The organism is Anaerocolumna xylanovorans DSM 12503 (genome assembly GCF_900143645.1).
Taxonomy (GTDB): Bacteria; Bacillota; Clostridia; order Lachnospirales; family Lachnospiraceae; genus Anaerocolumna; species Anaerocolumna xylanovorans.
The window spans coordinates 29557-42350 of sequence record NZ_FRFD01000009.1 but is presented as its reverse complement, the minus strand read 5'-3'; the positions used below and the strand labels follow the sequence as shown (position 1 = coordinate 42350).

Here is a 12794-nt window from a genome sequence, read left to right as displayed (position 1 = left end):
AAATTTTCAACTACCAATTAACGAATATCCAATCAGAGATAGGATATTCAGGAAAGAGGTTAGAATGAAGAAGCACCTTGGCAGCTTGGGGCTGCTGCTTACAGCTATTATCTGGGGCAGCGGCTTTGTAGCCAATAATATAGCACTTGAGACAATGACACCTTTGCAAGTTTTATGCATCCGCTTTTTTATTGGAGCTGTCCTAATGGGAGCTATTGCCTTTAAAAGGTTTAAAGGTATTAGAAAACAGGAAATCATAGCAGGGACAATTCTTGGTATTATTTTATTTACAGCCTTTGTGGCCCAGACCTTTGGGTTAAAATATACCACACCATCCAAGAATGCCTTTTTAACAGCAACCAACGTGGTGATAGTACCGTTTATTGCTTTCCTGCTCAACAAAAAAAAGGTGGATCGTTACAGCAGTGCCGGTGCCGTTATGGCAATTACAGGAATCGGCATACTCTCTTTAAGAGGGAATTTAAGCCTTTCCTTTGGGGATGCCCTTACTCTTCTTTGTGCCCTTTGCTTTGCCTTCCATATATTTTATACCGGAGAATTTGCACAGAAGTATGATGTACTGGTACTTACTGCCATACAAATGCTGGTTGCATTTTTGTTGTCTTTTATTGTAATATTACCGGTAGAGGGTATCAATTTTTCTGTGAGCGGCAATGGACTTATCAGTGTTATATATCTGGGCGTCTTTTCAACAACTATAGCCTTTTTCCTGCAAACGGTGGCACAAAAATATACGACTGAAACCAAAGCTGCCGTTATTCTGTCCATGGAATCTGTATTCGGAACGCTGTTCTCTATTCTGATAGTCCATGAAAGGATAACACTAAAAATGGTTGCCGGCTGCCTGCTGATACTTGCAGCGGTTATTATTGCAGAAACAAAACCGAAATTCATAAGAAAATGAAATAATCAGGGGTGATATATATGGCAACAATTAAGGACATAGCAGAAAAAGCGGGAGTATCTATTTCAACGGTTTCACGTGTATTAAACTACGATGAGACATTAAATGTTCCTGATGAAACAAAACAGAAGGTTTTTGAGGCCGCGGAAGAATTAGACTATATTGTAAAGGAAAAGAAAAAACGCAAGAAAAAGCTCAATATTGGTGTATACTACAGCTACTCCATTGAAGAGGAGTTAGCAGATACCTATTACCTGTATGTCAGAGTGGCAATTGAGAAGGAAATTGCCTCCAAGAACCAGAAGCGCCGGACGGTGACGGCAGAGGATACAGAAGAAAGCTTAAAAAATGTAGATGGCATCATCTGCCTTGGAACCTTTAACAGACAGATGGTGAAAAAGATAGAAGGCTTTCATAAGCCTGTGGTATTTGTAGACAGTTCTCCTGATGAATCCAAATTTGATTCGGTAGTCATAAATTTTGAGCGGGCCACCAGAAAAGTTCTGGATTACTTAAGCGGCATGCAGCATAGAAAGATTGCTTTTATCGGAGGACATGAGACTGACGCCCAGGGAAACAGTGTTGATGATATAAGAAAGAGGCTCTATGAACGATACATGAAAGAGCTGGGACTTTACCGGGAAGAATATGTTAAGATTGGAGAATATAATCCGAAGTTTGGATACACTTTGCTAAAAGAGCTTTTAGCCCTTACAGAACCGCCTACAGCTGTTTTTGTTGCAAATGATTCCCTTGCGGTCGGCTGTTATAAGGCGGCAAATGAGCTGGGGTTAAAAGTTCCGGAGGATATTAGTATCGTAGGATTTAATGATTTGGCAACAACAAAGTATATGGTTCCTCCCCTTACAACCGTACGCTTATACATGGAATTTATGGGAGAAACAGCGGTTTCCCTGATGATGGAGCGAATTGAAACGGAACGGGAAATTTGTAAGATGGTTACTATACCTACAAAGTTAATAGAGAGAGAAAGCTGTAAGCCGCCCAGAGAAGCATAAAGCCTCCTGGGGGGCTTTCTTGTACAATCAGCAAAATTTTATTTGGAAGATTAGGAAAAGGCGAATTGTGTAGAATAGCAGGAACATATCAGTGAATTTGTCATATATATAATGTAGGATTTCAAAATCCTATTTCATTGGAGAGGAGTTTTTGCATGAATAGTAAAGATTCGTCAAAAAGCAAATCCTTTACTGATAGCCAAGACGACATGATTGTAAGTGCCGCAAATCTTTATGGACCATGGAACCCTGGAAGGCCAAATTGCTGCAATCCGGATCCATGCAGACCACCGTGCCCGCCGCCGTGCCCGCCCGGACCGCCCGGACCTCCTGGACCGCCCGGACCTAGGGGACCAATAGGACCACAAGGACCACAGGGAGCCACAGGACCACGAGGGCCACAAGGACCACAAGGACCAATAGGACCGCAGGGACCACAGGGAGCCACCGGAGCCACCGGGGCTACAGGAGCTACAGGGCCAGTAGGACCGGTAGGACCGGTAGGACCGATAGGACCACAAGGACCAGTAGGACCGATAGGACCGGCAGGACCAACGGGAGCAACTGGAGCTACAGGACCGGCAGGGCCGGCAGGAGCTACAGGACCGCAGGGACCGCAAGGACCGGCAGGAGCCACCGGAGCTACAGGACCGCAGGGACCGACAGGAGCTACAGGAGCTACAGGAGCTACAGGAGCTACCGGAGCCACCGGAGCCACAGGACCGGCAGGCCCGGCAGGAGCCCCCGGAGCCACAGGACCGCAGGGACCGCAAGGACCGGCAGGAGCTACAGGACCAGCAGGACCGGCAGGAGCCACAGGAGCTACCGGAGCCACAGGAGCCACAGGGGCAACCGGAGCTACCGGAGCGCCAGGTACTCCAGGAGCAGGTACTATTATACCTTATGCATCCGGTAATGTTGTTGCATTGACGACAATACTCGGTGGATTAATTGGTACCACAGCAGCAGTCGGTTTTGGAAATTCAGCTACAGGAATTCAGATAATTAATGGTATAATTGATACTACTAATATTACTGATTTTGCATTTTCAATGCCTAGAGATGGAACAATAAACTCTCTGGCAGCATATTTTAGTGTGGATGCAGGCGTCAGCTTGATTGGCACTACAGTCCAGATTACCGCACAGCTGTACAGTGCATCATCTTCTAATAACCAATTTACTGCTATACCAGGAGCAACAGTACAGCTGACACCAACCCTTACCGGTATAATATCTATCGGAGATAGAGTCAGTGGAATTACCACAGGCCTGTCTATACCTGTAGCAGCAGAAACAAGATTACTGCTCATATTCTCCGCATCTGTTGTTGCCGGTGCAGGAATTGCTACAACTATCGTAGGTTATGCAAGTGCAGGGCTTGGCATTTCATAAAATTAATTTTATAGCCTCCTAATCAGATATAAAAGGGATACTGTCGTTAGAATCAATGCATTCTTTCGGCAGGTATCCCTTTTATATTGATGAATGTTTTCATTATAACATACATTAAGAAAGTATTTGACAATATGGCAATAAATACATATACTAGTATACAAGTATATTAATTTGGAGGTAGCCGGAATGGAAATGACTTTACGCTGGTTTGGAAAGAAATTTGACTCTGTTACATTAGAACAGATAAGACAGATACCGGGAGTAGAAGGAGTTATAACGACATTATATGATATTCCTGCCGGAGAAGTCTGGCCTTTGGAGCGGATTTTAAAGCTACAGTCAGAGGTTAATGAGATTGGATTAAAGATAAGCGGAATTGAAAGCGTTAATATCCATGACGCAATTAAGACAGGAGATAAGAGCAGGGACTATTATATTGATAATTATATAGAAACCTTGAAAAACCTGGGAGAGAGCGGCATAAGAATGGTTTGCTATAATTTTATGCCGGTATTTGATTGGACCCGTTCAGATCTTGCTAAAAAAAGAGAAGACGGTTCCACCGTATTATCCTATGACCAGGATATCATTGATGCCATTGACCCTGAAAAAATGTTTGGGGCAATCGAAAAGAAAAGCAATGGGTTTATTCTACCCGGCTGGGAGCCAGAGAGGCTTGGGAAGGTCAAGGAACTGTTTAAACAGTACAGGGAGGTTGATGATGAGAAACTGTTTCATAACCTGGTATATTTCCTGAAAGCAATCCGGCCGGTTTGTGAAAAATATGGAATCCATATGGCAATTCATCCGGATGACCCTGCATGGCCGGTATTCAAGCTCCCCAGGATTGTAACCGGAAAGGAATCCATCCTGCGTATACTAAAGGCGGTGGACAGTGAATTCAATGGCATTACTCTGTGTACAGGCTCTCTTGGCTCAAAAAGAGAAAACGATATATGTGATATTATTAAGGCAGCACAGGGAAGAATACATTTTGCCCATTTAAGGAACATAAGACATCTTTCAGCTGGAAAATTTGATGAGGCGGCCCATTTATCAAGAGACGGCTCTCTCGATATGTATGCTATTGTAAAAACCCTCTATGGAAGCGGCTTTTGCGGACCGGTGCGTCCTGACCACGGAAGAAGCATATGGGGAGAGAAATCCATGCCGGGCTATGGCTTATATGACAGGGCACTTGGTGCCTGCTATTTGAATGGTTTAATTGAAGCAGCAGAAAAAGAAGAATCAGAATCTGTTTGAGAGGAGGATAGTTAAATGAAACTTAACCTTGAAGAATTAAAGCAAAGTGGGATATGGAAGGAGAAAGGCTATGAACTGCCTTGGTTTAACATTGCAGAAATGCATTTTGAAACCAGAAATAATCCTGAATGGATTCACTTTGGAGGCGGAAACATATTCAGGGCCTTTCCTGCCTGCATCTGCCAGAAACTTTTAAACAAAGGAGTACAAAAGACCGGTATTATAGTAGCGGAAGGCTTTGATTATGAGATCATTGAAAGGATATATAAACAACATGATAATTTAAGTATTCTTGCAGCCTTAAATCCTGACGGCAGCATTGAAAAGACAGTCATTGCCAGTGTGGCAGAGGCTCTTTGCATGGATACCGCAAATACAGCACATTGGTCCAGGTTAACGGAAATCTTTCGGGCACCGAGCCTTAAGATGGCTTCCTTCACCATAACAGAAAAGGGTTATAGCCTTATTAACGGGAACAGGGAATATACAAAAGAGGTTATTGAAGATTTTGAACATGGACCCTTTCAGGTAGTCAGCTATATGGGGAAACTTACGGCGCTTTGCTATGAAAGGTTTATGGCAGGGGAATTGCCATTGACGCTTGTGAGTATGGACAATTGCTCTCATAATGGGACAAGATTAAAGGAAGCGGTACTTCTGCTTACGGAAAAATGGATAGAAAGCGGCAGGGTGGATGCCAGATTTTTAGAGTATATGAAACAGAAAGTAACTTACCCATGGACTATGATTGATAAAATTACACCCCGTCCGTCAAAAGAAGTGGAAGAATATTTGTTAAACACAGGGGTTGAGGATATTGCGGCCTGTACTACGGAAAGGAACACCTACTGTGCCCCTTTTGTCAATGCCGAAAAGCCGCAGTACCTTGTTATTGAAGAGGATTTTGCCGGCGGAAGGCCATTTTTGGAGATGGAAGGAGTCATATTTACAACCAGAGATATTGTGGATAAGGTAGAGAAAATGAAGGTGTGCACCTGCCTCAATCCACTGCATACGGCTCTTGCCATATTCGGATGCCTTTTAGGCTATCAAAAAATCAGTGAAGAAATGAAGGATGAAGAACTTAAGGCACTTGTCTATAAGATTGGATATGAAGAAGGGCTGCCGGCAGTGAAAGATCCGGGCATCATAAGGCCGGAACAGTTTCTTTCAGAAGTTTTAACAAAACGTCTGCCCAATCCGTTCATTCCTGATACACCCCAAAGAATAGCCTGTGATACTTCGCAAAAATTAGGCATTCGCTTTGGAGAGACGATCAAGGCATATGGGGAGAAAAAAAAGGCGGCCTCTCTTACCTTTATCCCGCTGGTTCTTGCTGGCTGGTGCCGGTATCTGATGGGGATTGACGATGAAGGAAATCCATTTACCTTAAGTGCAGACCCGGTTCTTGTTTCCGTTACCCCTCTGTTTCAGGGCGTTAAGCTTGGAAAAGAGGAAAATGTCCATGACCTTTTAAAGCAATTATTGGGCAGAGAAGATATCTTTGGTGTTAATCTGTATCAGGTAGGCCTGGGAGAACGGATAGAGGGCTATTTTAGTGAAATGAAGGAAGGGCAGCATGCCATCCGCAGTACATTGAAAAAATATCTTAGACAGGAATAGGTAAGGGAAAATGGAAATACTGGAAAGATACACAAAAGAAACGGCAAGGGAATATGCCTTAAGGGTTATCCGGCACAATATTATATCTTTGGAACTGGTTCCGGGCAGCCTGGTAAGTGAAAATGAATTGGCAAAAGAACTTGGCACTAGCAGAACGCCTGTAAGGGAGGCGCTGATTGAATTAAGTAAGATAAATTTAGTTGAGATATATCCTCAAAAAGGAAGTTATATTTCATTGATAAATCATGATCTGGTGGAAGAAGCGAGATTTGTAAGGCTTTTGCTGGAAGCAGCCATTGCAGAAGAGGCCTGTGACAGGGCCGAAGAAAAGGATATCAAAGCATTGGAAGAAAATATAAGGCTTCAGGAGGTATACCAGGGGAATGACTGGGAGAATAAGCTTCTTGAGCTGGATAATGAATTCCATGAAATCCTTTTCAAGATATGCAAGAAACAATTTACTTATAATTTACTGACGGGAATGATGACTCATTTTGACAGAGTCAGAAGGCTTAGCCTGACAGTAGTAAAGGACTCTAAGATTCTTAAAGACCACAAATCCCTGGTGGAGGCTATAAAACTTAGGGACAAGCAGACTGCAAGAGAGGTCATAACAAAGCATCTTTCCCGTTATGAGCTTGATGAAGAGACGTTGAGGAAGAATTATGGAGAATATTATAAAAGTTAATCTTCTGTGTTATAATAAAGCCTACAAATAATGCAGAAAGAAGGAGTTATTATGGCTGATATATCAAATAAAGAAATATACCTCGCAGGAGGGTGCTTTTGGGGAACGGAGAAGTATCTTTCCGGCATACAGGGGATAACAAATACCAGCGTAGGATATGCCAACGGCAATACAGAAAACCCTACGTACCAGGAAGTATGCAATAACAATACAGGACATGCCGAAACAGTTCATGTTGTTTATGACCCTGAAAAAATAGATTTGGCATTTATTCTGGAGCTTTATTATGACGTTATAAATCCAACCTCTGTTAATAAGCAGGGAGCAGACGAAGGAAGCCAGTACCGCACCGGGATTTATTATGTGGACGAAGAGGATTTGCCGGTAATCAGGGAATCCCTTAAAGAATTGCAGAAAAAATATGATAAGCCCATTGCGATTGAAGTACAGCCTTTAAAAAATTATTACATGGCAGAAGAATACCATCAAAAGTACCTGGATAAGAATCCGAATGGCTATTGCCATATTAGACCTGATAAATTTGAAAAGGCGAGAATGGCAACAAAATAGAGACTTGATAATAAAATATTTCATTTCATAAAATTCATAAAAGTTACAAATCCTATAGTATTGATAATAGTTCTCAAAAATGATGTTGACTGTAAAAGCCTTTACAGAATACAATTATATGAGAACGGTTATCAATAAACAACTTAGGGAGAATTTTATGAGCGAAGATATTTTTATTATGGGTGAGGACAGAACTTCTTCTTATGTGGCTTTTACTCTGGCCAATTGCTGTATGCCCACCCTTGTTAAAATGAAGCCGTCCAGTCTGGTTAGTTTCCGTAAGAGGTATATTGACAGCAGAGACAATTTTTTTAAGGCACTTATAAGGGAAATAGAGAGTTTTGGCTGTCAATACCGTATACTTTATGAAGGGGAAAATGATATTTATATAATAGTATATGACAAGGTGCTGCTTTATGAGGTTCTGCTAAGAAATATAGATAATCCTCTGTTTCTGGGTAAAGGATACAAGCTTGATGACTGTTATCCGGAGGAAACTTTAGAGTGTTTAAAAGAAAGGTATGGCAGATACCAACGGAACAAGAACCTGGGACTTACGAAGGATTTTCCTCATGAAATCGGTATTATTCTGGGATATCCGGCAGCTGATGTGGAGGAGTATATCAGAAATAACGGTGAGAATTATATTCTGTGCGGCTATTGGAAGGTTTACCGGAATGCAGAAGAAGCAGTAAAACTATTTGCAGTCTTTTCCAGAATACGAGGGGATGCAATGAAATTATTTTTTTCCGGAAGACCACTGTCGGAATTAAAAGGAGGAATTGACAGGGCTTAAGTTTAATGCTATCATAATTCAGGTCGAATGGCGACATTTTTTATGATTTTGCAGAACGGAGCAGGAAATGTTAAACCAATTTTCAAGAACAGAACTTTTATTTGGCAAAGACAGTATGGAAAGGCTTAAAAACGCAAGAGTTGCGATTTTTGGCATCGGCGGGGTCGGAGGTTATACGGCGGAGGCCCTGGCAAGAAGCGGCGTAGGTATTTTTGACCTTTTTGACGATGATAAAGTGTGCCTGACAAATATTAATCGTCAGATTATTGCTACCAGAAAGACTGTGGGGAAGTATAAGGTTGAAGTTATGAAGGAACGGATACTGGAGATTAACCCTGAGGCAGTAGTAAATACTCATCAGACCTTTTATACTCCGGAGGTTGCCGAACAGTATGATTTTTCGGAATACACCTATATTGTTGATGCTATTGACACGGTAACCGGCAAGATTGAGCTTGTTTTAAGGGCAGATAACAGCGGTGTGCCCATTATAAGCTGCATGGGAGCCGGAAATAAATTAGATCCAACCATGTTTGAGGTGACAGACATCTATAAAACCAGTGTATGTCCTCTGGCAAAGGTTATGAGAAAAGAATTAAAGATTAGAGGAGTCAAAAAACTTAAGGTTGTTTATTCCAAGGAACCTGCCAGGAAGCCGTTAGAAGATATGTCTATCAGCTGCAGAAGCAACTGCATCTGTCCTCCGGGGGCCCAGAGGAAATGTACCGAGAGAAGGCAGATTCCGGGAAGCAATGCCTTTGTCCCGTCTGTGGCCGGGCTTATAATTGCCGGAGAAGTAATAAAGGATATAACAGGAATACGATAAATAAAAACTACAGTATGCTGTTTTGGTTACTGTAGTTTTTTTACTCTAATAAATAGTCTGAATTGTATTTAATTTACCAAAAAGACAAACAATTCATATATAAAAATTTGCTCCTTGAGAAAAATACAGTAAACTATAGCAGAAACAGTCAATATGTGTTATAATAGGTAAAATTACAGTTTGTGGAATAAATAGAGGGGAATCTATGCATAAGATAAAGCGGCTATTATACGTTACAGTCTGTATACTGCTGACGCTGATTATTTGTTGGGGGTACAGCAGTTTAACTGCATATTCTGCCACTGACAGGCAAGGGAAGAACATACTTTTTATAAGCTCTTATAATGAAAATTTTCCAAGTGTTCCCGATCAGATTAAAGGAATCCGTTCAATATTCCCGGAAGAGGAATATAGTATTGATTTTGAATATATGGATTCCAAGCGTTTTGTTACCGAGCAGAGCAGAAAGTTGTTCCATGACCTTCTTCAATATAAGATTGAAGACCTTCCTGCCTATGATGGTATTATTGTAGGTGATGATTATGCACTGCAATTTGTTATGGATTATCAGCAGGAATTGTTCTCTGGTATTCCCATAACCTTTTTTGGTGTCAATGATATGAACAGAGTCAAAGAGGCAGAAGAGAGAACGAATATAACAGGAATCGTAGAAGAGCTTTCGATTAAGGATAATATCAGTCTGGGATTAAAGCTGAATAAAAAAGCAAAAAAGGTTGTTGCCATTGTTGATAATACGCTAACAGGAATCGGTGATGAAAATCAGTTTATTTCTTTAAAGGATGAATTTCCGGAACTTGCGTTTGAAGAGATAAATGTAGCAGAGCATACCTTTGCAGAGGTTGGAGAGCAAGTTGGCAAGCTGGGGCAGGATACTATTTTATTATATTTGAGTATGTATACGGATAAAACAGGTGCCAATATGACCATACCGGAAGCTTCGGCAATCTTAAGCAAAGCGGCCAGTATTCCCATTATCCGGGCAGAGGTCGGTGGGGTCGGCAATGGAATACTGGGCGGGAAAATGCATTCTTATTATCATTCCGGTGAAAAAGCGGCAAATCTTCTTAAAAAGGTTTTTGAGGGAACGCCTGTTGACTCACTTCCGGTTATCTACAAAAGTCCCAATTATTATGTCTTTGATTATAAGGTTTTAAAAAAATTTAACATACCATTACATAGTCTTCCCAAGGACTCCACAATAATAGGGAAAAATGCTACTTTTATTGAGCAGCACCCGGTGCTTACTGCAAATATTATTGTGATAGCTTCTCTTTTTACTCTGGTTATCATATTGCTTAGTACGGATAATATCAGAAGAAGAAAAATGGATAAATTATTACAGGAAAGCCATGAAGAGCTGGTTCAGACTTATGAAGAACTGACAGCATCGGAAGAAGAGTTAAGAGGACAGTATGATCTTTCCCAGCGGCATATGGAGAATATCGAAATACTGAATCAGAAGTACAGCATTGCTGTTGAAAGTACCGGCAGTGCAGTCTGGGAATATGACGTTACCCTAAGAACCCTTTCGATATCCGAAGAATTTATAAATAGTATTAATCCACAGCTTGCGCAGATAAAGAATATTGACATTTTCCTTGAAAAGTTTTTATGCGAGGAAGACCGGGATAATATATTGTCACAATATGAACGGTATATTAAGGGCGAGACTGATAAGATTTATATGGAGCTTATGCTGTATAACAGTGAAAATAAAAAAAGATGGGTGATGATTAGCGGCAGAGGAATCCATGACCTAAAAGGGACTGTAATGTCACTTAACGGGTTGCTGATAGATATTACGAAAATAAAGGAGCAGGAGGAGTATATCAACTATCTGGCCCGCAATGACTATATGACAAATCTTCCAAACAGGGTAAGCTTTATGGATAAGATAAAGTCAGAATTGGAGCTAAAATCCTGCGGTGCCATACTTCTGCTTGATATTGATAATTTTAAAGTTATTAATGATACCATGGGGCATCTCTATGGAGACAGGATGCTGTCAGCAATTGCAGAACGCATAAATACAATTGTAACTGATAACGTCTGGGCCTACCGTTTTGGCGGAGATGAATTTTTAATACTGATAACCGGTGCTGAAAATGAACAGTTGGCAGAGGGCTATCTTTTAAAATTAAAAGAACTGTTTGCTAAACCAATAAGGCTTATGGGAAAAGAACATTTCGTGAAGTTCAGTATTGGAGTGACTGTTTTCCCGAAAGACAGTTCTGATATGGAACGTTTGTTGATCAATGCGGATACTGCTATGTATTACGTAAAAGACAACGGCAAGGGCAGCCATATGTTTTACAGTGATAAGATTATGGAGGATATCAGAAGCAGGGCTGAAATTGAGGATATCTTAAGGGATGCTCTAAGAGAAGATGGCTTGCGTCTTGTATATCAGCCGCAGATAAATGTAGTTACGGGAAAGATTGATGAATTCGAGGCACTTCTTCGCTTAAAGGACAGGAATTTATCACCGGCAAAATTTATTGAAGTGGCGGAGATGAGCGGATTAATTATTGAAATCGGCAGATGGGTAACCAAGGAAGCCATCAGGCAAATGGCCAAATGGCGGGATGAAGGATATCCCTTAAAACCGGTTGCGATTAATTTTTCAGGGAAGCAGCTTAGTGACAGGGAGTATATTTCTTTCCTAAGCAGTACTCTGGAGGAATACCAGATAGATTCGAGGTATGTGGAAATTGAAATTACAGAAAGCATACTGGTGGAAGAGACGGAAAATACACTGGCATTTTTAAATGAGTTAAAGAGTCTGGGGATAAGGATTGCCATGGACGATTTTGGAACGGGGTATTCCTCCCTTAATTATCTCACATTTATTCCTGTGGACAAAATCAAGCTGGATAAGTCTTTGTGTGAGAAATTTATAAATCTGGATAACAGCAGTGTGATGAGCAGCCTGATTGGTCTTATGCACAGCCTGGACCTGATTATAACGGCAGAGGGCATTGAGGAGACCTATCAGTATCACAGACTGAAGGAAGGCGGCTGCGACCTTATTCAGGGATATCTGTTCAGCAAACCTCTTGCCAGCCAGGAAATTGAAAAAATATATAATCATAATTTTATAGGATAAAAGGTACAATAAAGTTTGTACAGGTGGGTTAATCAGCTGCCGCAAGGATCATTTCCATGACCTTTGCAGCAGCTTTTTTATGCAATAGGAAATTACATCCTATTGCATAAAAAGCCCTCTTGCGGGATTCTTTGTTCTGAACAACTATAATTGGTTATCTTTGTATATTTTAAAGCAATTTGGTTAATTTATAACTGTATCACAATATGGAAAAGGAGAAAACTATGCAGGAGAAAAAAAAAGACGCCTTAAACTCGTTACAGAATAAAAGATTGGATAAGGTAAAAGCCACAAACAGTGAAGAAACAGCAGCCTGGGCCAATGAAGAAAAAATAATAGACGACAGTAATGTGTCTATCCCTTCGGAATACGAAGTGGGGAAGGCAAAGAATTGGGTCGATAACGGAAGCCAGTTATAAATTTGCAGTTAATAATGCATAGTGTGAAATGAAAAACGTTTCACACCCTGATTTGAGGCAGTAAATCATCTGCAAGCAGACGATTTATGCAATGTGAGCTAATGTAAAATGAAAAAAATAGAAAGATAGAAAGGGTGTAAA

The 12794-nt window shown here is 41.0% G+C and carries 11 protein-coding genes; all 11 read left to right on the top strand.

The genetic code is table 11. The annotated features are described in order from the left end of the window. Positions 1-64: 64 nt before the first annotated feature. The 11 genes from BUF11_RS15175 (at position 65) to BUF11_RS15125 (ending at position 12653) form a co-directional block, all read left to right on the top strand. Positions 65-925 carry a DMT family transporter gene (locus BUF11_RS15175; RefSeq protein ID WP_073589712.1) on the top strand — a complete coding sequence of 287 codons (861 nt, stop codon included), beginning with the start codon at positions 65-67 and terminating at the stop codon, positions 923-925. A gap of 20 nt (positions 926-945) precedes the next feature. Continuing rightward, on the top strand, positions 946-1944 hold the full coding sequence (locus tag BUF11_RS15170) for a LacI family DNA-binding transcriptional regulator (protein WP_073589711.1): 999 nt from the start codon (positions 946-948) through the stop codon (positions 1942-1944). Between the two features lie 155 nt (positions 1945-2099). Further along, positions 2100-3338, top strand: a complete 1239-nt coding sequence (locus tag BUF11_RS15165) for an exosporium glycoprotein BclB-related protein (protein ID WP_073589710.1) — start codon at positions 2100-2102, stop codon at positions 3336-3338. Between the two features lie 189 nt (positions 3339-3527). Then, entirely contained in the window at positions 3528-4604 is a 1077-nt protein-coding gene (uxuA, locus tag BUF11_RS15160; protein ID WP_073589709.1) for a mannonate dehydratase, read from the top strand. Between the two features lie 15 nt (positions 4605-4619). Beyond that, on the top strand, positions 4620-6227 hold the full coding sequence (locus BUF11_RS15155; protein WP_073589708.1) for a mannitol dehydrogenase family protein: 1608 nt from the start codon (positions 4620-4622) through the stop codon (positions 6225-6227). 10 nt (positions 6228-6237) lie between these two features. Next, positions 6238-6915, top strand: coding sequence for a GntR family transcriptional regulator (locus tag BUF11_RS15150; RefSeq protein ID WP_073589707.1), 678 nt, complete (start codon positions 6238-6240; stop codon positions 6913-6915). A gap of 51 nt (positions 6916-6966) precedes the next feature. Beyond that, positions 6967-7485, top strand: a complete 519-nt coding sequence (gene msrA, locus BUF11_RS15145; protein WP_073589706.1) for a peptide-methionine (S)-S-oxide reductase MsrA — start codon at positions 6967-6969, stop codon at positions 7483-7485. A gap of 157 nt (positions 7486-7642) precedes the next feature. Next, positions 7643-8281: a DUF3793 family protein gene (locus BUF11_RS15140; protein ID WP_073589705.1), complete on the top strand. Its 639-nt coding sequence runs from the start codon at positions 7643-7645 to the stop codon at positions 8279-8281. Between the two features lie 67 nt (positions 8282-8348). Continuing rightward, entirely contained in the window at positions 8349-9107 is a 759-nt protein-coding gene (locus BUF11_RS15135) for a tRNA threonylcarbamoyladenosine dehydratase (protein WP_073589704.1), read from the top strand. 205 nt (positions 9108-9312) lie between these two features. Next, positions 9313-12234, top strand: coding sequence for an EAL domain-containing protein (locus BUF11_RS15130; RefSeq protein WP_073589703.1), 2922 nt, complete (start codon positions 9313-9315; stop codon positions 12232-12234). 224 nt (positions 12235-12458) lie between these two features. Then, positions 12459-12653, top strand: coding sequence for a CDIF630_02480 family spore surface protein (locus BUF11_RS15125; protein WP_073589702.1), 195 nt, complete (start codon positions 12459-12461; stop codon positions 12651-12653). Positions 12654-12794 lie beyond the last annotated feature (141 nt).

Coding starts and splice junctions, on each gene's coding strand:
- BUF11_RS15175 (WP_073589712.1), top strand. CDS start 65: ATGAAGAAGCACCTTGGCAGCTTGGGGCTGCTGCTTACAGCTATTATC.
- BUF11_RS15170 (WP_073589711.1), top strand. CDS start 946: ATGGCAACAATTAAGGACATAGCAGAAAAAGCGGGAGTATCTATTTCA.
- BUF11_RS15165 (WP_073589710.1), top strand. CDS start 2,100: ATGAATAGTAAAGATTCGTCAAAAAGCAAATCCTTTACTGATAGCCAA.
- uxuA (WP_073589709.1), top strand. CDS start 3,528: ATGGAAATGACTTTACGCTGGTTTGGAAAGAAATTTGACTCTGTTACA.
- BUF11_RS15155 (WP_073589708.1), top strand. CDS start 4,620: ATGAAACTTAACCTTGAAGAATTAAAGCAAAGTGGGATATGGAAGGAG.
- BUF11_RS15150 (WP_073589707.1), top strand. CDS start 6,238: ATGGAAATACTGGAAAGATACACAAAAGAAACGGCAAGGGAATATGCC.
- msrA (WP_073589706.1), top strand. CDS start 6,967: ATGGCTGATATATCAAATAAAGAAATATACCTCGCAGGAGGGTGCTTT.
- BUF11_RS15140 (WP_073589705.1), top strand. CDS start 7,643: ATGAGCGAAGATATTTTTATTATGGGTGAGGACAGAACTTCTTCTTAT.
- BUF11_RS15135 (WP_073589704.1), top strand. CDS start 8,349: ATGTTAAACCAATTTTCAAGAACAGAACTTTTATTTGGCAAAGACAGT.
- BUF11_RS15130 (WP_073589703.1), top strand. CDS start 9,313: ATGCATAAGATAAAGCGGCTATTATACGTTACAGTCTGTATACTGCTG.
- BUF11_RS15125 (WP_073589702.1), top strand. CDS start 12,459: ATGCAGGAGAAAAAAAAAGACGCCTTAAACTCGTTACAGAATAAAAGA.